Source organism: Janthinobacterium aestuarii (assembly GCF_051380835.1).
GTDB classification, from domain to species: Bacteria; Pseudomonadota; Gammaproteobacteria; order Burkholderiales; family Burkholderiaceae_D; genus Janthinobacterium; species Janthinobacterium aestuarii.
Genome location: NZ_JBNYXU010000012.1, coordinates 1 through 22,130, shown reverse-complemented (window position 1 = coordinate 22,130; position 22,130 = coordinate 1). Strand labels below are relative to the sequence as shown.

Annotated in this window: 17 protein-coding genes and 1 rRNA gene; 7 read left to right on the top strand and 11 right to left on the bottom strand. The window is 62.9% G+C overall.

Going from position 1 to position 22,130, the window contains the following annotated elements:
- Positions 1 to 34: 34 nt before the first annotated feature.
- Positions 35 to 985 carry a CAP domain-containing protein gene (locus tag ACQ4WO_RS25235; RefSeq protein ID WP_436483736.1) on the bottom strand — a complete coding sequence of 317 codons (951 nt, stop codon included), beginning with the start codon at positions 983 to 985 and terminating at the stop codon, positions 35 to 37.
- Between the two features lie 266 nt (positions 986 to 1,251).
- Here ACQ4WO_RS25235 and pssA point away from each other — a divergent pair, with 266 nt between their 5' ends.
- Positions 1,252 to 1,992 (top strand): CDP-diacylglycerol--serine O-phosphatidyltransferase, encoded by a 741-nt coding sequence (gene pssA, locus ACQ4WO_RS25230; protein ID WP_436483840.1) that lies wholly within the window; start codon positions 1,252 to 1,254, stop codon positions 1,990 to 1,992.
- Here pssA and ACQ4WO_RS25225 read toward each other — a convergent pair.
- From ACQ4WO_RS25225 to ACQ4WO_RS25180, 10 genes are all read right to left on the bottom strand, one after another.
- Complete coding sequence (locus ACQ4WO_RS25225) at positions 1,989 to 2,915, bottom strand: aldo/keto reductase (RefSeq protein WP_436483735.1); 927 nt, start codon at positions 2,913 to 2,915, stop codon at positions 1,989 to 1,991. The two genes, pssA and ACQ4WO_RS25225, sit on opposite strands and share 4 nt — an antisense overlap.
- A 147-nt stretch (positions 2,916 to 3,062) precedes the next feature.
- The gene (locus ACQ4WO_RS25220; RefSeq protein WP_034754313.1) at positions 3,063 to 4,208 is read right to left on the bottom strand and encodes a D-alanyl-D-alanine carboxypeptidase family protein; all 1,146 of its coding nucleotides are present in this window, start codon (positions 4,206 to 4,208) and stop codon (positions 3,063 to 3,065) included.
- A 115-nt stretch (positions 4,209 to 4,323) separates the two neighbouring features.
- Positions 4,324 to 4,977 carry an alpha/beta hydrolase gene (locus tag ACQ4WO_RS25215; protein WP_058050378.1) on the bottom strand — a complete coding sequence of 218 codons (654 nt, stop codon included), beginning with the start codon at positions 4,975 to 4,977 and terminating at the stop codon, positions 4,324 to 4,326.
- A gap of 62 nt (positions 4,978 to 5,039) precedes the next feature.
- Positions 5,040 to 5,357 carry a (2Fe-2S) ferredoxin domain-containing protein gene (locus ACQ4WO_RS25210; RefSeq protein WP_070310269.1) on the bottom strand — a complete coding sequence of 106 codons (318 nt, stop codon included), beginning with the start codon at positions 5,355 to 5,357 and terminating at the stop codon, positions 5,040 to 5,042.
- Between the two features lie 40 nt (positions 5,358 to 5,397).
- A complete protein-coding gene (locus tag ACQ4WO_RS25205; RefSeq protein ID WP_436483734.1) occupies positions 5,398 to 6,585 on the bottom strand; it encodes a VanZ family protein in 1,188 nt (395 codons plus the stop codon).
- A complete protein-coding gene (locus ACQ4WO_RS25200) occupies positions 6,582 to 7,193 on the bottom strand; it encodes an ABC-type transport auxiliary lipoprotein family protein (RefSeq protein ID WP_436483733.1) in 612 nt (203 codons plus the stop codon). Before ACQ4WO_RS25200 ends, ACQ4WO_RS25205 begins: the two co-directional genes overlap by 4 nt.
- 12 nt (positions 7,194 to 7,205) lie before the next feature.
- On the bottom strand, positions 7,206 to 8,165 hold the full coding sequence (locus tag ACQ4WO_RS25195; protein WP_034754305.1) for an MlaD family protein: 960 nt from the start codon (positions 8,163 to 8,165) through the stop codon (positions 7,206 to 7,208).
- On the bottom strand, positions 8,165 to 9,067 hold the full coding sequence (locus ACQ4WO_RS25190) for an ABC transporter ATP-binding protein (RefSeq protein WP_436483732.1): 903 nt from the start codon (positions 9,065 to 9,067) through the stop codon (positions 8,165 to 8,167). Before ACQ4WO_RS25190 ends, ACQ4WO_RS25195 begins: the two co-directional genes overlap by 1 nt.
- Entirely contained in the window at positions 9,067 to 10,200 is a 1,134-nt protein-coding gene (locus tag ACQ4WO_RS25185; protein ID WP_436483731.1) for an MlaE family ABC transporter permease, read from the bottom strand. The genes ACQ4WO_RS25190 and ACQ4WO_RS25185 overlap by 1 nt, the downstream gene beginning before the upstream one ends.
- A gap of 57 nt (positions 10,201 to 10,257) precedes the next feature.
- Positions 10,258 to 11,778 (bottom strand): B12-binding domain-containing radical SAM protein, encoded by a 1,521-nt coding sequence (locus ACQ4WO_RS25180; protein ID WP_436483730.1) that lies wholly within the window; start codon positions 11,776 to 11,778, stop codon positions 10,258 to 10,260.
- Positions 11,779 to 11,912: 134 nt separating this feature from the next.
- On the opposite strand from ACQ4WO_RS25180, the gene ACQ4WO_RS25175 reads away from it, so the two are divergent.
- The 6 genes from ACQ4WO_RS25175 to ACQ4WO_RS25150 form a co-directional block, all read left to right on the top strand.
- Entirely contained in the window at positions 11,913 to 13,520 is a 1,608-nt protein-coding gene (locus ACQ4WO_RS25175) for a DUF2138 family protein (RefSeq protein ID WP_436483729.1), read from the top strand.
- Positions 13,499 to 14,197, top strand: coding sequence for a DUF1175 family protein (locus ACQ4WO_RS25170; RefSeq protein ID WP_436483728.1), 699 nt, complete (start codon positions 13,499 to 13,501; stop codon positions 14,195 to 14,197). The genes ACQ4WO_RS25175 and ACQ4WO_RS25170 overlap by 22 nt, the downstream gene beginning before the upstream one ends.
- Complete coding sequence (locus ACQ4WO_RS25165) at positions 14,194 to 18,729, top strand: alpha-2-macroglobulin family protein (RefSeq protein ID WP_436483727.1); 4,536 nt, start codon at positions 14,194 to 14,196, stop codon at positions 18,727 to 18,729. Before ACQ4WO_RS25170 ends, ACQ4WO_RS25165 begins: the two co-directional genes overlap by 4 nt.
- Entirely contained in the window at positions 18,729 to 20,411 is a 1,683-nt protein-coding gene (locus tag ACQ4WO_RS25160; protein WP_436483726.1) for a DUF2300 domain-containing protein, read from the top strand. Before ACQ4WO_RS25165 ends, ACQ4WO_RS25160 begins: the two co-directional genes overlap by 1 nt.
- Positions 20,408 to 21,169 carry a YfaP family protein gene (locus ACQ4WO_RS25155; protein WP_436483725.1) on the top strand — a complete coding sequence of 254 codons (762 nt, stop codon included), beginning with the start codon at positions 20,408 to 20,410 and terminating at the stop codon, positions 21,167 to 21,169. The genes ACQ4WO_RS25160 and ACQ4WO_RS25155 overlap by 4 nt, the downstream gene beginning before the upstream one ends.
- Positions 21,170 to 21,560: 391 nt before the next feature.
- Positions 21,561 to 22,130 (top strand): 16S ribosomal RNA (locus ACQ4WO_RS25150); the annotation flags it as partial.

The following is a 22,130-nucleotide window of genomic DNA, read 5'->3' as shown; positions in this document are numbered from 1 at the left end:
CAGTCATCCTCGACGCCGCGCCCGCTTGGCATGGCTAGCGCGTCGTGAATGACCAGCTGTGCGTGACGTCCGCGCCATTGACTTTGCCGATGAAACTCACGTCATAGCTGGTGTTCGCGTTCAAGGTCGCCAGCGGGATGATGGATGCGGCCGAGACCGGCGTATGCACATCGTTGCCGCTGGTGAGCAGGCGCACCGCCAGGTCCGTGGCGGCACCGCGCTGGCGCACGCTGAACGCCGTCACGCTGACGGGCGTGCCGTAGTTGGCATGCACGCTGATCGGGTAGCCGACCACGTCCTGGTTCGGCACGGGATCGGGCGATTCGTTATCGCTGGAAAAACTGACGGCCACCTTCTGCTGTCCGCTGAAAGGGTAGGTGACGATCTGTCCCGCCGGCAGCCCGGGGCCATAGTTGCGGTTGCCGGCCATGTCGGTGGTGAAATACGCATAGCCGGCGCCGCTCACGGCCGCGCCCGCACCACCTTCCTTGAACAGCGGCTCGAAAATGACGAAGCGGTGATAGATGGCCGTGACCAGCTCTTCGGCCAGGTAAAAGCCGGATGTGTTGCCCGCGCCGGCGATGACTTCGCCCTGCAGCGAGGTGACGACGTAGCCGGCCTTGGCCAAGCGGTCGCCCAGCTTGACGCCTGTAAAGCCGGGCTTGCCCTGCACCTGTTCGTGCGCCACCGTACTGTTGAGATTGAGATAGCTGGAATGGCCCAGGGCCGCGCTGTCGATCAGGCTATTGCGCACCATCGGCGACAGGCCGATCTGGCTGCGCCGGTAGTTGAACCAGTTAAAGCCATCGGTGGCAATATTGTTGCTGAGGACGGGAGCCCCCGGCTCCTGTGTCAGCTGTCCGGCCGGAGTCGAGGTGCTCAGCGACGTATTGCTGCCGCTATCGCCGCCGCCGCAGGCGCTCAGCAGTGCTGCACTCAGCAGGGCGGGTATCCAGTATTTCCAACGCAGTGACGAGGCAATCAAGTCGGCTCCTGTATAGGTAGGCGGACAGCGGTGGGGCCAGCGTGCTGTCCTGTAAAACGATTCTAAGGTATTTTGATACCGCGTAGCGCATCCATGAAAAGATATGTCGCGCTTGTGCGCGGACGGTGCCGCAGCTGCGCAGGGTAGAATGAGCGTAGCGCAGCGTTTTCCGCTGCATTGCCTTATTTCCGCTACTTTGATTGCCCATACATTTGAATACATTGCCCAAGTCGCGCCTGCAGCGCGCCAAATACGCCTTGCCCAGCATGGTGACTTTGCTTTCGATAGCATGCGGTTTTGCCAGCATCGTCATTTCCGTCGATAACGCCGCCGTGGGCGACGCGGATGCCTACCGCCTGGCGGCGGCGCTGCTGGTGCTGGCCGGCGTGTTCGACGCGCTCGACGGCTATGTCGCGCGCCTGACGAACACCAGTTCGCAGTTCGGCGTGCAGCTCGATTCCATCGCCGACGTGATGAATTTCGGCTGCGCCCCGGCCGTCCTGCTGTACTGCTACGGCTTCGTACAGATGGGCGTGCACGATCCGCTGCTGCTGCGCTTTGGCGGCATGGCCAGCTTCTTCTTTGTCGCGTGCGGCGCCATGCGCCTGGCGCGCTTCAATGTGAACGTGGGACGCACGGACCCCCTGTATTTCGTCGGCATGCCGATCACGGCAGGGGCTGCCTGCGTGGCGGCCGTCGTGGTGGCCTGGCCGGCGCCCATCGATTCCATGCTGCACAGCTATCTGCTGATGCTGCTGCTCGTGGGCGTGGGCAGCCTGATGGTGTCGACCTTGCGGTTCCCCAGCTCCAAGCAAAAGAAAAGCCTGGCCGCGCTGCTGGTGCTGATCGCGGCCATCGCCCTGCTCGTGTGGCTCAAGACCAGCTTCTTCGCGCTGTTCTTCGCCGTCTACATCGGCGCCACCCTGCTGCTCAACCTGGCGTGGTACCTGGGCTGGCGCGGCATTGCTTTACCTCAGGTTTTCAACGATCTGGATGAAATTGACTAAGCTACCTCGTGCCCGCGTGCGGCGCGCAAGATGGCGAACCAGTCGCTGCGGCTGAGTGTAAATTGCGTGCCTTCCACTGCCACGGCCACGGCCTCGATGCGGCCCGTGCCTGTCAGCGGCAGGGGGCGGCAAGGCAGTTGCATGATCCAGGCAAACACGACGCTGGCAAACGGACGCTGCAGCTGGTCAGCGATCTGCTTGATGACATTGCGCAAGTTCTCCACATTCGCATCGCCGCCCTGGAACAGCCGGCCGCCCGCCAGCGGCGACCAGATCATCGGCGCCACTTTCAGATCTTGCAAGCCGTCGAAGGTTTCATCGAACAGGGGCGCCACGTGCAGCGGCGAAAATTCCACTTGGTTCGTCACCAGCGGAAAGCGCCGGTGCAGGCACTCGAACTGGTGACGGCTGAAGTTCGATACGCCAAAGTGCAGCACCTTGCCCGTCTGTTGCAGCTGGGTGAAGGCACTGGCGATCTCGTCGAAATCCATCAGCGGATCGGGACGGTGGATCAGCAGCAAGTCCAGGCGGTCCGTATGCAGCTGGCGCAAGGTGTGCTCCACGGAACTGGTGATGTGCGCCGCGCTCGTGTCGTAATGCTGGATGGCATGGCCGGGACGGTGCGGCGACAGCAGCTTGATGCCGCACTTGCTGATCAGCTCCATCTTGTCGCGCAAGCCCGGCTGCAGGGCCAGCGCTTCGCCAAATAAACCTTCGGCGCTGTAATCGCCATAGATATCGGCATGATCGAAGCTCGACACGCCCAGCGCCAGGCATTGCTCGATGAAAGCCAGGCGCTGCTGCGCCGACATATTCCACTCGCCGATGCGCCACATGCCGGCGACGATGCGCGACAGTTCAGGACCGTTGCTGCTCAAACGGCTGCGCGGCGCTTGCAGGCTGGCGGGAAATACATGGCTCATGGGCTGGCTTTCTGATGGTGGAGGCGAAGGTGACGCCACGATTATAGCCAGCTACGCTACAGCATGCTGTGGAGAAAGCGGCGGCGGGACAGACGAAAAAAATGCCCGCAGCATCTGCGGGCATTTTTTATGGGGAATGCTAACTGCTTATTTCATCCACAGGCGCATCGAATCCCAGGCGCGGCCGAAGATCGTGGCCTGGTTGATGGTTTCCAGCGCCACGACAGGCAGTTCCAGCAGGACCTTGTCGTCGACCATCATTTTCAGCTTGCCGACCGGGGCGTTTTCAGCCAATGGCGCGACCAGCGGGTCCTTGCGTTCCAGCACAGGTTTCATCTTGGCAGCCGTGCCTTTCGGTACGGTGACGAGCACATCGCGGGCGAAACCGATTTTCACGGTGCCTTTCGAACCTTTCCACACTTCCGGCGTGGCCACTGCCTGACCCTTCGAGTACAGCTTGACCGTATCGAAGTTCTGAAAGCCCCAGTTCAGCAGCTTCTGGCTTTCCTGCGTGCGGGCCTGGTCCGACGAGGTGCCCAGCACCACGGAGATCAAACGGCGCTCGCCGGTGCCGCCTGGACGGCGGGCCGACGCGATCATGCAATAGCCGGCCGCTTCCGTGTGGCCCGTTTTCATGCCATCGACAGTTGGGTCCAGCCACAGCAGGCGGTTGCGGTTAGGCTGGGTGATCTTGTTGTACGTAAAGCTTTTGATGGAATCGATTTTGTAGAATTCCGGGTAGTCGGCGATCACGCGCTTGGCCAGCACGGACAAGTCTTGCGCCGTGGAATAGTTATCAGGACTAGGCAAGCCATGCGGATTGGCAAAACGCGTATTTTTCAGACCCATGCGCTGGGCTTCACGGTTCATCAGCACGACGAAAGTGCCTTCATCGCCGGCAACGGCTTCCGCCAGCGCCACGGCGGCGTCGTTACCCGATTGAATCATCAGGCCGTGCAGCAAGTCGTCGATCGAGACGGGGGTAGCGGGGTCGATGAACATCTTCGAGCTGCTCGAATCGACTTTCCATGCGCGCACGGACACGTTGACTTTTTGGTCCAGCGCCAGTTTCTTTTCGCGGATGGCGGCAAACGTCAGGTAAGCCGTCATGATTTTGGTCAACGAGGCCGGCTCGATGCGCGCGTCCGGATCTTGCGAAGCAATGATCTGGCCACTGGTGGCGTCAAGCAACAGCCAGGACTTGGCGGCGATGGTCGGGGCTGGAACGCTCTGGGCGTAGGCGGCGGAAAAGAAAAATACACTGGAGGCCAGTGCCGCTAAAAGTTTTTTCATGGAGGCTGGTCTGCGAGAAAAAGATGAAGGCTGAGGGCCATGCTGTTGCTGCTTGCATGGCCGCGTGGAAAAAACGGATCAATTATAGCCGTGGAGGCGCTAGTAAGCCCACACTTCAATGATCATCTGCTGCGATTGCGGGTTTGTCACCATGCCACAGGGCAATCACGAGGTTCTTGATGTGATTGAGCTTGCGGTGGAAAAAGTGGTCGGCGCCGGGGATCACGATCACGGGAATGTCTTGTGGACGGGCCCAGTCGAAGACGGCGGACAGGGGGATCGTGTCGTCCAGTTCGCCGTGGATCAAGATGGTGTCGGCGGGAATATCGGCCATGGCCCACTTGCCGGCCGCGCTGCCGATCAGTGCCAGGCGCTCGACGGGCGTGCCTGCGGCGGCCAGGCGTTCCTGCAGTTTCGATTGCACGAAGGTGCCGAACGAGAAACCGGACAAGGCCACGGGCAAGCCCGGATACAGGCCGCGCATGTGTTCATACAACAACTGCATGTCGTCCGTTTCGCCCACGCCATGGTCGTGCACACCTTCGGACGCACCGACGCCGCGGAAATTGATGCGCGCCACCACGTAACCGAGCGCGACAAACGCGCGCGCCAGGGTTTGCGTGACCTTGTTATCCATCGTGCCGCCGTACAGCGGATGCGGATGGGCAACGAGGGCGATGCCGCGCGGAGTGTCTGCCGGGAAATCGAGCAAGCCTTCCATGCTGCCTGCATGGCCGGCGAGGGTAAATTTTTCCGAGTTTCTGTTCATGATGCTCATACTGGTGGCGTAGGCTTAATTTGAAGTTAAAACGTTAAAATTAAATATGCGGCTCAGATTTTCAGGCGTTCGACGACCTTGCCGCCCACCAGGTGCGTATCGATGATTTCATCGATATCGCTGGTGTCGACGTAGGTGTACCAAGTCGCTTCCGGGTAGATGACCAGCAGCGGGCCTTCTTCGCAGCGGTCCATGCAGCCGGCCTGGTTGATGCGGATCTTGCCCGCGCCATTCATGTCGAGTTCCTTGATGCGGCGCTTGCAATGCTTTTGCGCCGCTTCCGCGCCATGGTCGCCGCAGCTGTTGCGGCCGTCTTCACGTTTGTTCATGCAGAAAAAAACGTGGCGTTCAAAATACGGTGCGTCGCTCATACTATGCTCCTGCGGAATCATCAATGCGCCATGATAACGCTTATGGGGGGTCTTCGCGACGCTGGCGCTGCACATCTTCCTGCCGGTTCAGGCGGTGCGAGGGCAGGCACAGGAACCACAGGGCCATGAAGGGCCACAGCAAAGCCAAAAATTGCGCCGCGCCATTGAAGTTGAGGAACTTTCCTTGAAACCAGCCTTGCAAGGTTGACATGAAGTATGGGTTGATCGGTGTCGTATTCACCATTACCAGGCTCAGCAGCAAGGTGGCGGCCGCGATGCGGCGCTGCGCCACGTGCGGCGCGAACGCCAGGCCGCCCAGCATGATCAGGCCGATCAAAAAGCCGCCCTGGGCGCCCGGCGTGATCCAGACGAAGGCATTTTCCGGTGAAAACAGCAGCGCGCTGGCCATCGAGCGCACGATCAAGGCGGCGGCGATCAGGGCCAGCATCAAGATGGTGCGCGGCGCGGCGCGGCGTAGCAGGCACAGCAAGGTCAGCACGGCGCCCGTCATGCCGCAAGCCGTGATGATGGTTTCCGAAAGCCAATATTGCTCGACCGTCAATACGACGTCGGGACGCAGATACGCGGCCAGATCGATGTCGATGCCCGCCAGCTGCGACAGCCAGTCCGACAGGATGGGCAGCAGCTGGCCCAGGCCGAACAGATAGCCTTGCGGATAGATTTGCGCCAGCGGCCACAGGGCCACGAGCACCAGGCCCTGGCTGGCGTGCTGGGCAAACCAGCGCTGGCGCAAGCGGAACAAATGACTTTGATCGAGCAGCTTGCGCGCCGTCAGGGCGCCGATGATGGAACCGATGCAGCAGCCGGCCGCATTCGTATAAAAGTCCAGGTTCGACGATACACGGCTGGGCAAATAGGTTTGCACGGCTTCCATGCTGCCTGAAATCAACATGCCGCACAGGCTGGCGACGATGACGGCAAAGAAACCGGTGATCCTCGGAAACAGCGAATACACGATCAGCGCGCCGAGCGGAATGTAGCCGACGACGTTGATGCCCACGTCAAAGCCCGTCCAGTAGCGGGGCATGCGCGTGTTTTCCAGGAACGTCAGCGGCGACAGGCCATTGCTGTGCCAGCCCGTGAACGGGAACCAGCTCGCGTACACGATCAGGAAGACGTAGGCGAGCAGGGTCGCGCGCGACACGGGCGAGGAACGGACGGACGGCAGCGGCGCCGCCGGGCTGACTGGGGATGCGGGGTCGGTCATTCTTTCGCGATATTCAGCGTGCCCAGCCAAGTGAGCAGGTCGGCGGCGATGGCGTCCGATGCCGCCGCCAGCGCCTGCGCGCCGCCTTGCGCATCGGCGCTGCCGGCGGGTCCGCTGCGGCTGAAGGTTTTCTGGTCGATCAGGCGGTGGCCGCGAAACAGCGAGGCGCGCAGCGACACATGGCCGCTGCTGTGCGTCTGCGTATCGAAGTTTTGCGAGAAATCATCGACGTCGATGCGCAGCAGGGGCATGCCGGCGGCCGCGTCCGTGGTCGACAGCACTTTCACGCCGCTTTGCGCCACACGGGTTTTCAGGCGCTGGCTCAGCAGTTGCAGCGGCGGCGTGTTCCAGCGGTTGTAGGCGTACGGACGCGATTGCTGCGCATCGGCGTACAGCAGCCGGTAATACATGCGCTGGCTGTCGAGCCAGGATGGGCCGTTGGCGTCGGCGATCACCAGCACGGGCACGGCCGGCGCAGCTGTTGCCGCTGCCAGCGGTGCGGCCGGGCCGAAATCATAGAAAGTGGGGACGGGGCTGCGGCTGGCGCAGCCGCCCAGCAGGAATGCGGCGGCCAGGATGAGTGCGCTGAGGTTGCGTGGGATAGGCATGCGGTGTTCTCCTTATTTGCCCGGTGCCGAAAAACCGGGCTCGCCCGGGCCGGGCGGAATGTCTGGGGCGCCGAACAAGATGCTCTGCGGCTGTTCATTGAGCGTGCTCATGGTGGTTTTCAGGGCGCGCATCGAGGAACGCGCTTCGCCGCTCAGCTCGATTACCTGTGGCAAGACTTCCAGCGACACGCCATTGGCCACCGTTTCCACCGAGCTGCCGACCCGGTCGACCGTGCCATTGACCTTGTCGAGCACGCCGCCTGGCGCCTGGATGTCGTTGCCCAGTTTTTTCCACGTGGCCGTCAAGTCCGATACGTTCTTGCTGGCCGTACTGACGGCCGTCAGGGTTTGCCGCGTCTGTTCCGTCAGTTGCGGCAATTGCGTCAGGGTCGGCTCGAGCTGCTGCGGAATGGCGCCAAAAGCCTTGGCGGCCTTGCCCACTTCCGTGAAAGCGCCCAGCATGGCCGCCTGATTGTCGGGGCTGAGCAGGTTGTTGACCTTGTTGGTGATCTGCTCGGCCTGGTCGAGGATGCGCTTGCCCCGTTTTTCCAGCTGATCGAGCAAGCCGGCGCGCAGGGGGATCAGCGACGGCTTGTCCTTGCTGGTGCCCAGCAACTTGGAACCGACGTGCTCGTCGTCGAGCTGGATGTAGGCGATGCCCGTCACGCCCTGGTAGCCGAGGGTGGCAAACGTGGTGTTGGTAACGGGGGTGTCGGGCGCCACGCTGATGTGCACGAGGATTTGCCCGGCCTTTTGCGTGTCGAAATCGATGGCGTCGACCTTGCCCACTTCCAGGCCCCGGTAGCGCACGGTGGCCTGCGGGTTCAGGCCCGGTACGGACAGGGTGGTGGCGAGCAGGTAAGGCACCCGTTCCACCCGGTCGCGGTTGAACCAGACGCCGAACAGGATAGCGGCCACCAGTAAGGTCAGTGTAAAAAATCCCGTCATCAGGGCATGTGATCTGTTTTCCATTACTTCTCCGCTTTCGTGTCTGTGCCGGCGTCGTCGCCTGGCTGCGTCGCCTTGCCCGCCACCGCCGCCTGTTTTTCATCGAGGACGGCCAGCGCGCGCTTGCCGCGGTCGCCAAGGAAAAATTGCTTGATGAACGGGTGGTCGACTTCGATCACCTCGCGCGTGGGGCCGATGGCGATCACGTGTTTTTCCGCCAGCACGGCGATGCGCGTGGACAGGGCGAACAAGGTGTCGAGGTCATGCGTGACCATCACCACCGTCAAGCCCAGCTCGCGGTGCAGCGACTGGATCAGGGCGACAAAACTTTCCGACAAATCCGGGTCCAGGCCCGCCGTCGGTTCGTCGAGGAACAGCAGCTTCGGTTCCAGCGCCAGGGCGCGGGCCAGGGCCACGCGCTTGATCATGCCGCCCGACAAGTCCGACGGCATCTTGAGTGCATGTTCCGGGCCCAGGCCCACCATATTCATCTTCAATAATACCGCGTCGTGCACCAGCGCTTCGGGCAGCACGCGCAATTCGCGCATGGGCTGGGCCACATTGTCGAACACGGTCAGTGCCGAATACAGTGCGCCTTGCTGGAACAGCATGCCCCAGTGGTTGCGCAACTGTTGCAGCTGGTCTGAACTTGCCTTGTTGATATCTTCGCCAAAGACTTTGACGCAGCCGCGCGCCGGATGTTCCAGGCCCAGCATCTGGCGCAGCAGCACCGTCTTGCCCGTGCCGGAGCCGCCCACGATGGAAAGGATCTCTCCCCGTTCGATTTCCAGGTTCAAGTCCTGGTGCACGACGGTGCGGCCGAACTTGGTCCACAGATTGGTGATGTCCACCACGGGCGCGTTGCCGTGCAGGTTGAACTGGCCTTCCTTGCCGGTGCCGCAGGCGATATTGGTGTCGTCCGCCATCAGTAGCCCACTCCATTGAAGACGATGGCGAACACGGCGTCGGCCAGGATCACGACGGTGATGGCCGTGACGACGGCGGTGGTGGTGCCGCGCCCCAGGCTTTCCGTATTGGCCTTGATGCGCAGGCCGAAGTGGCACGAGACAAGCGCGATCAGCATGCCGAAAATTACGCCCTTGCCCAGGCCGATCATGTAGTTGGCCAGCGGCACGGCGTCGGGCAGCTTCTGGATGAAGTAGCGCGCCGACAGGTTCAGTTCCACCTTGGCCGCCACCATGCCGCCGATCAGCGCGGCCGTATCCGTCCAGATGACGAGCAGGGGCATGGAAATGGCCAGGGCCAGCACTTTCGGCATGATCAGGCGGAAACCGTGCGAAATGCCCATTACCAGCATGGCATCGAGCTCTTCCGTGACGCGCATGACGCCCAGCTGGGCCGTGATGGACGAGCCCGAGCGCCCGGCCACGAGGATGGCGGCCAATAAAGGCCCCAGTTCGCGGATGACGCTCATGCCCAGCAGGTTGACCAGGTAGATGTCGCCGCCAAACGCGCGCAGCTGTTGCGCGGACAGGTAGGACAGCACGACGCCGATCAGAAAGCCGACAAGGGCCGTGATGCCCAGCGCCTGGAAGCCCGCATGGAAGATATTGGCGGAAATTTCACGCCACGGCCCGCGCATCGGATGGCGCGCGAAGCGGCCGACATCCTGCGTCACCTGGCCCACGAGGGCGATAAACCCCTTCAAATGTTCGAAAAACAGCAGGATGGCCATGCCCAGCTTCATCACGGGCGTGAGGCGGTTGGCGCGCGAGGGCGGCGTTTCCAATGGTCCCGTCTCTTCGATGCGCCGGAAAAACTCTTCCTGCGACGGCGCCAGGGTCAGCTGCGCGGGGCGCTGCTTGCCCCAGGCATTCCAGAACAGCTGGGCGCCGATATGGTCCATGCTGTCGATGGCCGACAAATCCCATTGCACCTTGGCGTCGCCCTGCAAGGGCTTGAGCTGGGCGTCGATGGCCTTGATCGCATTGTCATGCGCGAGGGCGTGCACCTGCCAGGTGCCGCTGGCGGCCACGATGGCTCCCTGTTGGGGGCTGGTCTGGGAGAGGGTCAGTTTCGGCGATTGTACAGTCGGCATCGTGCCAGTTTAAGGGAGAATGGCGCAGACCGCCACCGCTGTTCAATCGCCGGCCTGTCAGGACGCCAGATGGCGCGCCTGCCGCTGGGGCAAGGCGACGTCCGGACGCACCTTGGCGCCGCCAGTACTCACTTCGGCTGGCTTGGTATGTGCGGCCGCTTGCGCGCCGCCCGCATAGTCGCTGGCTACGAGGGCGTTGGCCTCCAGCGCGCTCATGCCGCGCGTCTGCAGCCATTGCGCCACCAGCTTGGCCAGGCGTTCCATGGCGATGCGGTGGGTGGCGTCCGTGTGGGCATACAGCCAGTTCGAAAAATCCATGAAGTTTTCAAATGGCGCATCGCCGAGCATCCATTGCACTGTATTGGCGAAGCGGCCCGAGTTGGCGACCAGGTCCCAGTAGCGGGCGAAGCGCACGAGGCGCTGCATGCTCATGAAATCGAGCTGCTTGTTCGCCAGGATGGTGTACGGCGGGTGCGGGTCGAACACCATGCCATAGTTTTCCGTGTGGCGGATGATGGGCGTGCCGCGCAGCCGCTTTAATATGCCGAACTGGATTTCATGCGGTTTCAAGGCCACCAGTTTGTTGAAACCGGCCGCGAAGCTCGCTTCATCCTCGCCCGGCAAGCCGGCGATCAAGTCCACGTGCAAGTGGGCGTTCGACTCTTCGCACAGCCAGCGGATGTTGTCGGCCGCCTTTTGATTGTCCTGCTTGCGGCTGACCAGCGATTGCACGTCCGGATTGAAACTCTGGATGCCGATCTCGAACTGCAGCGCGCCGGGCGGGAATTTGCTGATGCCTTCTTTCAAGGCATCAGGCAAGTGGTCAGGCACCAGTTCGAAGTGGGCGTAGATCGGGTCGTCCGGATTCGCCTCGATCTTGTCCAGGAAGAACTGCATGATCCTCAGGCTGGTCTTGATATTCAGGTTGAACGTGCGGTCGACGAACTTGAACAGGCGCGCGCCGCGCGCATGCAATGACTCCATCTCGGCCAGGAAGTTCTCCAGCGCAAAGGGCCAGGCCGTCTTGTCCAGCGCCGACAGGCAGAATTCGCACTTGAACGGACAGCCGCGCGACGCTTCCACGTAAATCGTGCGGTGGCGGATATCGTCGTCTGTATACAAGGAGTAGGGCAGCTGCAGTTCCGCCAGCGGCGCTTGCACGCCCGCGTGGATCTTCATCAGCGGCTTCGGCCCGTTGAGGATCTCGCCGCATAGCTTGGGGAAGGTGACGTCGCCCCAGCCCGTGACCAGGTAGTCGGCCAGCTTGACGATCTCTTGCTCGCCCGCCTCATGCGACACTTCCGGCCCGCCCAGCACGATGATGACCTCGGGCGCCACGCGCTTGAGCATGGCCACCAGTTTCGTCGTTTCCTCGACGTTCCAGATATACACGCCAAAACCGATGATGCGCGGTTTGTTGATGAGGATGCGTTCGACCAGTTCCGTGGTTTTCGTGCCGATGACGAATTCCTGCAGCCGCGTCTGCGCTTGCAACGGCCCCATATTGGCCAGCAGATAGCGCAGTCCCAGCGAGGCGTGGGTGTAGCGGGCGTTCAGGGTGGAGAGCAGGATGGTCATGGGAGGCGATGAAAACGGCGAAACCGCTATTTTACGCTGTCGCATCAGCTGTGCGCTGCGGCAACAAATGCCATGTTACCATTTGTCAATAATTACTAACTTGTCAATGCTGTGGCAGGCTAAAAGGATACAAGGTGCTGGCGAAAAAAGTACTCAATAAAAAAGTCCTGCTCGGGACGCTTGCCGGCGTGGCCGTGGTAGCCGCCGCGCTGATCGGCTACCGGGTGTTTGGCTGGGGCGCGATGGGGCCGGTCAACGGCCTGAAGCTCGATTTATCCCGGCCCGATGCGCTGGTCCGCACGAAAAGCCTGTCGGCCTTGCCGCGCGACCTGCTGACGGTGCCGCTGGCGCGCGACGTGCTGCGCGAGGATTTCCTGTTCTATTACGAGCAGAGCGAGGATCGGCTGGGCCTGAAGGGCAGCCTGCGCCGCATCGCTTATGAGCATGAATTGGGCTGGGGCGACCAGCTGCTGCGCATGGTGCTGGACCAGCCGGCGGAAGTGGCCTTGTGGCGCGACGCCGATGGCTCGCTCAAGCATTTTGCCATTGCCGTGTCCCGCAGCCAGCTCACGCGGTTGCTGGAGGAAGCGGGCAAGATCGCCTTGAAAGATACGCAGATGCGCGTGGCCGGCAGCTTGCGCGTTGATGGCGGCCAGGTGCCCGTATATGCGCTGAACTATGCCTACCAGCGCACCTTGCTGTTTGCCGCGCATGGCCAGCGCCTGGTCATCCTGTCCCATCCCGGCATGCTGTATGGCGGCAGCGACGGCAAGCATGGCGATGGCACGGCCGAGAAAACCGTGGCCAGCCTGCTGGCGCCGGAGCCGGCCAAGCAGAACGTCTTTCATGCGCAATTCCACCTCGATCCAACCGCGCCCGAGGGCCACAGCATCGCCGTCAAGGCGGACTTCCTGTCCTTCGGCTACCAGCCTTTCTTTGGCGGGCTCGAAGCGCTGCGCTTCGATTTTCAACAGGGCGCCTGGCAATCGAAGGTGCTGCTCAATGCCGATAAACTGAAAAACGGCGGCTATGACAGCAGCGCTCTGTGGCCGCAACTGCCGCACAACCCGAGTGCCTGCTTCAGCGTGCCGGTGGACTGGACCGCGCTGCAGCCCGTGCTCAAGCGCCTGGGCAGCAAGACATCGGAGCCGGTGGTGCCGCTGGCCGGGCACTTGCAAGGCCCCGCCGCAGCCTGCTGGTATGGCACTTCGCGCCTGCATACGCCAGTTTTCGTTGCCACCCGCAGTGCGCAGGCCGGTGATGACGCTCTGTATGGCAGCCTGTTCGAGGCGGCCATCGGCGGCAAGGACCCCGTGCGCAAAACGACAGGTAAAGATGGTGCCACGCGTTGGGAGCGCAGCGTCGCCACAGCCTTGGGCCAGTCCACGCCGGCGCTGGCCGTGGCCGGCAATACCGTTGTCTTTTCCAGCGACGGCAAGCTGGTGGACCAGGTGCTGGCCGTGCGCCGCAAGCAGGCGCCGGCCGCCAGCGACCTGCTGCCCGATGGCGCGCGCACGATCGGCCTGATCGCGCCGGCGTCGCTGGCCCGGCTGATCCAGCTGGAAGCCTTCGATACCCTGCCTGCGAATAACGAACCGGTCTTGCGCGCGGCCGCCAACGAACACCTGGTGCCACGCCTGAACGCCTTGAAAAAATATCCGCCGCTGCGCATGGTGCTCAAGCGGCAGCCGGCCAGCGGCACGTCGTGGGAAACGCTGGAATGGCAAGAGGCTGGGCGATGACGCTGTGGCATAGGCGGCATGGACGCCGTGCCGCCTTGCGCTGGCTGGCGGCTTGCGCCGCCACCGTGGCAATGCCCGCCTGGGCCTTGCGCGCGGCTGCCGAGCCTCAGGTGCAGCTGTCGCAGGCGCAAAGCCGTGCCTTCCAGGCCTGGATGCTGCGCATCGTCAACGCGCAGATCGAACGGGGGCCGTCGCCGCGCTGGACGCACCGCGATTGCGCTGGCCTGGTGCGCTTTGCCGTCAATGAGGCGCTCACCGTGCATGACGCGAAGTGGCTGCATGCGAACGGCATCGCCAGCGACCGGCGCCTGCCGCCCGAGCTGGAACTGGATGCGAAGCAGGCCGCCTTGCGCAACCGCTGGGTGCAGACAGGCGGCAATGTCGGCCACTTCGTCACGGCGCTGGCGCTGGTGCAGCACAACAGCCGTTTCATCGCCCGCGAAATCAGCCAGGCGCTGCCCGGCGACCTGCTGTTTTTCGACCAGGGAGACGAACAGCACTTGATGGTCTGGATGGGAGCGCGCATCGCCTACCACACCGGTACCGTCACCCCCGACGACAATGGTCTGCGGACCGTCGATATCAAAGAACTCACGAGCTGGAAGGACACGCGGTGGCAACCTGTGGTCAACAATCCCAATTTCGCCGGTGTGTTCCGGCTGGCGTTCCTGTCATGAAGCTGTTATTCATGGGCCTGCTGGCGCTGCTCATGCTGGGCAGCGCCTCCGCGCAGCAGCGCGAGCCAAGTAACTACAGCACCTTCAAGGGCGAGCCGTTCTTCCTGCTGTCGGATGCCAGCTACGGCAGTCTTGATGAAGCGCGCGTGCGCCTCGAGGTACCGGGCCGCGACATGGGGCGCATGAACCTGGAAGCGTATTCGGGCGCCGACATCGTCGTCTACCGCGTGCCCGAACCGATGGAATTCCTGAAAAAGCAGCGCAATCTGCACCGTATCCAGGTCGAGGGCAATTACCAGGGCGAAGGCCTGGCCAACACCTTGAGCTTTTTGTGGGATAGCTGGTGGAAGCAGTCGCGCCTGGCCTGGCGCAAGCTGTTTTCCGGCGAAGCGCGCCTGGCCGTCACGAAGGAACAGCCGCAGTTGGCGACCAATGACGCGATCCGCCGGCGCACCGTGTTCGCCAACCACCCGCAGTACAAGCCGATCAAGGGCATGGAACTGGTCGACAGCTTCCGCTATCCGATCTGGCAAGCCAAGGCCATCGCGCCGCCCAAAGGCGTCAAGCTCGATGGCTCCAGCAGCGACTTCATCGTCGCCGGCGCCGGCAATGTGATGATCCCGCTGGGCAAACGCAAGCCTGGCCTGTACCTGGTCGAAGCGATCATCGGCGAACACCGCGCCACCACCCTGGTATTCGTGTCGGACACGGTGGCCGTGACCAAGGTGTCGTCCGGCCAGATGCTGGTATGGACGGCGCGGCGCGACAACAGCGCCGCCGTGGCTGGCGCTAGCGTGGCGTGGACGGACGGCACGGGTGTGCTGCAGTCGGCCACCACGGCTGCCGATGGTGTCGCCTCGCTCGAACGCGGCAGCCCGGAACACACGTATGTGCTGGGCCAGGACCGCGCCGGCGGCGTGTTCGTGTCCGAGAACTTTTACTATGACAGCGAGATCTATAACACCAAGATCTATGCCGTGACGGACCGACCCCTGTACCGGCCCGGCGATGAAGTCAACGTCAAGTTTTTGGGCCGCGAATTTACCTCCGCGCGCAACTCGCAGGCAGCAAGCGCGGCGCCGGTCAGCCTGACCGTGCTCAATCCGAACGGCACGCCGCTGCTGACGCAAACGCTGCAGCTGTCCGGCGACACGGGTGCCGACACGCGCTTCCGCCTGCCCACGGAAGCCACCGCCGGCGGCTATGAACTGCGCTTCAACTACAAGGATGGCGTGTATGGCGCGGCCTTCCGCGTGGCTGAATACGTCAAGCCGCACTTTGAAATCAACGTCCAGCCATCGAAGCCGGAATTCAAGACGGGCGAGGCGGTCAAGGGCAGCATCGCACTGCGCTACCCCGATGGCAAACCCGTGAAAAACGCGAAGATGACCCTGTCCTTGCGTGGCCAGCAAAACACCATGGTCGAAGGCGAGCTGCGTTACAGTGGCCTGTTCCCCGTGGTCCTGAAAACCGAGGAAGTGACGAGCGACGGCAGCGGCAATGTGGACTTCAGCTTGCCGCCCGCCGCCGATCCCTCGCGCTACATCTTGACCGTGCTGGCGACCGATGGCGCGGCCTACCGCGTCAAGGCGACGCGCGAGCTGATGATAGAACGCTCGAGCAGCAGCTACCAGTTGAAGGCGACGCGCCAGTTTTCCGACCCTGGCCAGGCCGTGCATTTTGACTTGCTGGCCGATGGCCAGGGCGCGGCCAAGCCCGTGCGCTGGGAGATGGTGCAGCTGGAAAAACAGAGCACGACCGACGGCGCGTTCGATCCAAATGCCAAGGGCTGGGACGTGACGTTCCCCGCCTCCGGCTCGTATCAGCTGGCGCTGCGCGACGAACGCGGCAACCTGCTGGCCGCCGCCAGCCACTGGGTCGCCGGCGATGGAATCCAGACCACGCCGGGCAGCATCGAGATCGTGCTGGACCGCGCCCGCTATCGTCCGGGCGACACGGCCGAAGCCTTGATCACGTTCTCCGACAAGGTCGACCAGGCGCTGTTGACGCTCGAGCGCGACAAGGTGGAACACCATGGCTTGATGGCCGGCGCCGCTGACTGGTACCAGGCGAAGCGCGTGGCGCCGCGGCAGTGGAGAGTGCGCATCCCGGTAAAAGAAGAGCATGGCCCGAACATGACGTTCTCGGTGGCGTACACGCGCAATGGCGACTTTGTCTTCGAGAACGCCGGCCTGCAAGTGATCGAGCCGCGCATCGCGCTGCAATTCAAGAGCGACAAGGAGGTCTACCAGCCTGGCGAGAAGGTCACGCTGGATGTGAAGGCTACCCTCGATGGCAAGCCCTTGAGCACCATGGTGGCGCTGGGCGTGGTCGATGAAATGATCTATGTGCTGCAGCCGGAAATCGCGCCCGATATCGGTGACTTCTTCTACCATCCGCGCCGCAACAACGTGCGCACCACGGCCAGCCTGTCCTTCATCAGTTACGACATGGCCCAGGGCCGCACCGCCGGCGCGCCGGCGCGCCACAACTACAACGAGCGTGGCGTCAAGGTGCTCGAGCGTCCACGCCGCGACAATATCGACACGGCCTACTGGGCGCCATCGCTGAAGACCGATGCGAATGGCAATGCGCGCGTGAGTTTTACCATGCCCGACGCGCTGACCCGCTGGAGGATCACGGGCCGCGCGATGGATGAACAGGGGCGCGTCGGCCAGCGCACCGCCTATCTGCGCTCCGATAAAAACTTCTATGCCAAGTGGACGGCGCCCGACTGGATGCGCGTCGGCGATGCGCCGCATGCCTCGGTGGCCGTGTTCAACCAGACGGGCAAGGAGCAGGCGCTCGACGTCGTTCTCTCCGGCGGGGCGCAGCCGAAGACGGAAAAGCTGTCCGCCAAACCGGGTGTCAATTACGTCGAATTCCCGCTCGCCGCTGGCGCTGCCGGGCTGCTGCGCCTGGAGCTGAAACAGAATGGCAAACTGGTCGACGCGCTCGACACGGCCATGCAAACCTTGCCCGCCGCCTGGAGCAGCCCGCGCTCGCTGGTGCTGCCGCTCGATGGCGCCACCGCTGATATTCCACTCAAGCTGCCGGCGGACGCGCGCAATATCCGCGTTTCGTTCGCTCAAGGAGCAGCCAGTCAGTTCGCGCGCATTGCCGACGACCTGATCGACTATCCGTATGGCTGCGTCGAGCAGACGGCCAGCCGTTTGATTCCGCTGGCGCTGGCCACGCAAAGCCTGGGGTCGGACGCCGGCGCGGCAAGCGAACGCCTGCAAACGCTGCTGACGGCGCAGCGCCTGCGCCTGGTCTCGATGGCCGGCCCGAACGCCGTCTTCGGCTGGTGGGGCAACGCCACGGCCGGCAATGCCTTGATGACGGCGTACGCCTATTACGCCGACTGGTACGCGGCACGCGCGCTGCACATCGAGCTGCCGTCCGAGCACTGGAACAAACTGCTGGCCGTCTACAGCGAACATGGTTTGAAGGATGCGATGGGCGACCGCGCGCTGGTGCTGTGGATGGCGCGCGAGATGGGCCTGCCCACGCAGACCTTGGCGGCCGGCCTGGTGGAGGACAGCGCCATCGCCGTCCTGGGCGGCAAGCCGCGCCAACCTGGCGACACGAGCAGCATGCTGCTGGGCGGAGCTCTTGATCGCGAAGCGCAAGCGATGTCGTTGGGCTTGGTGGCGCTGGTCGCCGCCCAGAATGGCATCGCCCTGCCGCATTCGCTGCAGCTGCAAGTGGCCAGCTCGTGGCAGGTGCTGCGCGAGTCCAAAGCGCCGGTGGCGCAGGCCCTGCTGATGCTGGCCGGCGAAGTACCGACTACCCAGGCCGAGGCGGTGCTGACCGGCGTGCGCGCCGAGATGCCGACCCTGGACCGCGCAATGACCTTGATGTGGGTGCAAAAGAAGCAGGGCGGCGCATCGTTCGGCAAGGGACCGGCCGTCGCGCTGGACGGCGCCTGGCAAAAGCGCGACAGCCGCAGCGGCCAGCCGCTCTGGCGCTGGAGCGACACCAAGAGTATTCCCGATAAATTGCGTCTCGCCGCACCGGCGCCGGCCGGCACGGTGGCCGTGCTGCAGTACGACAGCCACGCGGCCGAAGCGCAAACCTTGCCGGTCGCCGTCGAGCGTCGCATCCTGCGCATGAAGGCGGGCAAGGGCGGCTACACGACGGAGCTGGTCAAGCCGGGCGAAGCGCTCAGCACGGACGCGCTGTATCTTGATGAAATTACCTTGAAAGCAGCGCCGGGTGCGAAGCACCGTTTTGGCTTGCTGGAAGTGGCGCTGCCGCCCGGTGCCATGGTCGAATCGACTACCTGGGGCATGGTCATGGCGGGCGACAAGCCGGCCGCGCTGGAACGCGCGCGCCACACGGAGCGCCGCGACGGCTACGCTGTACCGATCGAGCCGATGGAAGGTGACGTGACCGTGCGCCACTTGCTGCGCTTTGCGCAGAAGGGCAATTATGTGCTGCCGCCGGCGCGCTTTTACCGCATGTACCAGCCGGAGCAGAAAGCCTTCGAAGGCGGCGGCAAGACCACGCGCGCGCTGAAGGTCGAGTGATGGGCTTTGCACGTCCGGCATTGATGCTTGCCACGCTGCTGGCCACACCCGCTTTTTCAGCCTCGTTGGATGTGGCCTGGTGGCGCGACGGCAAAATCGAAGTGCGGCAGCTGCGCCAGGGCGGTGCGGCGCCACCGCCGTTCGACGGTGCGCGGCAAGTCCCGCTGGCCAGCCTGTGGAAGCTGTTCGTGTATGTCTACGCGACGGATAACAAGGTGGCGATGCCGGATTACCGCTGCGGCGGCCGCGATCCGGAAGAAGTGTATTGCTGCGATGCGGGCCAGAGCATCGGCCACGACGCGGCACTGGCGCAATCGTGCGGCCCATTTTTCTCGCCCAGGCGCCTGATGATCACGGCCACGCCGTGGCGCAAATACTGGACCGGCCGCCTGGGTAGCGCGCCCGCAGGCGACTTTGCCTGGCTGTCCGACCCTGCGCAACTGGCGCCGGCGCGCACGATACGCCTGGATAGCCTGCTGCGCGCGCTCGACAGCATTCCAGCCGCCAGCCGCGTGGACGCCGAAGCGGCGCTGCTGCGCGTGGTGCTCGATGGACGCGGCGCCGGCACTGCCCGCTGGTTCGGCAGCCAGTTGCGCGTCAAAACGTATTCCTGGCACGAGCGGAGGCGGGCAGACGAACGTATCGGCGGCGCGGCCGGCTGGCTGGCCGACGGCACACCGATCTGGTTTGGCGGCGCGGGCGGCAGCAGCAATGTGTTCGAGCAGTGGGCGCCCAGGCTGGCCGCCAGTCTGCCGCCAGTGGGTGCGGCAGACGACGGCGGTTGCGTGGTGGTCGATTATTTCAAGCGCTATCCGATCCGTGCCGTGCGCGGCGAACGTGGCGTAGCCATACCGGGGCCTCTCAATGGCCGCTACCATGTGCAATTCGACAATGGCCAGAACCTGGCCTTGCGCAGCACCGGCGAGCTGATGCTGCTGCAAGAGAAGGGCGGCAGTCCGCAATTGCGCGGCCGCTTCGGCGTCAATGAATATGTGGCGCGCGTGCTTGACCGCGAAGCGAACGCCAACGAGCCGGAAGCGGCCAAGGCGCTGGCGATTGCCGCGCGCACGTATCTGCAGCAGAACGCGGTGACGGTGGCGGGCTGCCAGCAGATCGCCGACAGCAGCGCTACCCAGCGTGTCAGTCCCAGCCCCGCCACGCCGGCGGCGCTGGCGATTGCGCGCTGGACTGACCAATTGATCGTCGATGGCGTCACCGTGCGCTATCACAGTAATCTGCCGTCCGAGGGCACGATGGCTTGGAGCGAGGCGGTGCGCCAGGCCAAACAAGGTAAGCACTATGATGAATTGCTGGCGGCGGCTTATCCCGGCGGCGCGCTGAGTACCTTTGGCAATACCGGCGCGCGTTGCCGTCGCCTGGCGCAGAACGAGGATTGGCTGGCGCGGTCCGTGCCGCGCTGGCAGCGTGTGCTGCTGCGCGAGGCCGGCTACGAGGCGCCGCCGCAAGCGCCACTGGTCTGCGCCTTGCAGAGCGGCGCGCCGTATTCGGAACAGTCGCGCAACCGCATCTTCATGCGGCCGCTGGCCACGCGCGAAGACCGCATTACTTTGGCCCATGAATATTTACACCTTGGCCTACGCCGTCATCCGCGTGGCCAGGACGAAGAATATGTCGAGCGGCTGGCCCGCCGGCTCGTCGACCTTAACCTGGAGGCACTGTGAGTTCCCCTATCCGCTACTGGATTCCGTTATTGCTATTGCCACTCTGGGCGCAAGCCCAGGTCACCATCGATGCGCCGAAGAGCGGCTGGCGCAATTCGGCCGGCGCGCGCGAGGACTATACGCAAGCGGTCAATTACCCCGCCGCGTCGGTCAACCTGCAGCCGGGGCAGGCTGAAACGGCGCAGATACGCGGGCGTATCGCGGGCGCCGTCAAGGGTAAACCCGCCACCTTGGTGGTCAATGGCGTGGCCATGCCGATGGAGGTGGGTGAGGACGGCAGCTACGGCCGTCCCTATGGCTTCGGCAGCGGCTCGAACAGCGTGGAAGTGCGCTCGCCCGATGGCAGAAGCCGCGCGCGCACCCAGTTTGTCGACAGCTACCAGGGCAAGACCCAGGCACGCTTGCGCATAGTGCTGTCGTGGGACAGCGCCGGCACCGACCTCGATCTGCACGTGGTCACGCCGGACGGTGGCCACGCCTGGTATGGCAATCGCGTATTAAAAGACGGCGGCGCGCTGGACGTTGACGTGACGACCGGCTATGGCCCGGAAATCTTTTCCAGCGCCGCGCCCGTGAAGGGCAACTATCACGCCTACGTCAATTACTACGGCAGCGGCGAGAACAGCGCCATGCTGACCGTCGCGCGCATATCGATCATCACCAATGAAGGCACGCCGCGCGAAAAGCTGCAGAGCTTCCAGGTGCCGATGCGGGCCGCCGGCGAGCTGACCCTGGTGAAATCGTTCGTCTTGCCATAAATGGCTCTTGCGTCGCCGTGGCGCCTTGGCTATAATTCGCCCCCTCGCTGAACGACGCATGCAAATGCAGAGTAAAGCAGGGTGAAAAAAGAAGGTTGACGAAATGCTGAAAACGCTTCATACTCTTCCTTCTTCGCAGCTGACAAACACAACGCTTTGTCGATAGCGCGAAAGCAGTAACCGAATACAGTTCTTTAACAATTAACAGTCGATAAGTGTGGGCATTTGATGTAGTGCAGCGATGATCTTCGGATTGTCGTAAAACTTAAAATATCAAATGTTCACAAGAAATAATGAAATAGGCGCTACGAAAGTAGTGGCCTGTCAGTTTTTTGAGTGAGCGACCCGTCAGCAATGACGGTGCCGGTAAAACGGCAAAGTAACAGAGATTAAACTGAAGAGTTTGATCCTGGCTCAGATTGAACGCTGGCGGCATGCCTTACACATGCAAGTCGAACGGCAGCACGGAGCTTGCTCTGGTGGCGAGTGGCGAACGGGTGAGTAATATATCGGAACGTACCCTGGAGTGGGGGATAACGTAGCGAAAGTTACGCTAATACCGCATACGATCTAAGGATGAAAGTGGGGGATCGCAAGACCTCATGCTCGTGGAGCGGCCGATATCTGATTAGCTAGTTGGTAGGGTAAAAGCCTACCAAGGCATCGATCAGTAGCTGGTCTGAGAGGACGACCAGCCACACTGGAACTGAGACACGGTCCAGACTCCTACGGGAGGCAGCAGTGGGGAATTTTGGACAATGGGCGAAAGCCTGATCCAGCAATGCCGCGTGAGTGAAGAAGGCCTTCGGGTTGTAAAGCTCTTTTGTCAGGGAAGAAACGGTGAGAGCTAATATCTCTTGCTAATGACGGTACCTGAAGAATAAGCACCGGCTAACTACGTGCCAGCAGCCGCGGTAATACGTAGGGTGCAAGCGTTAATCGGAATTACTGGGCGTAAAGC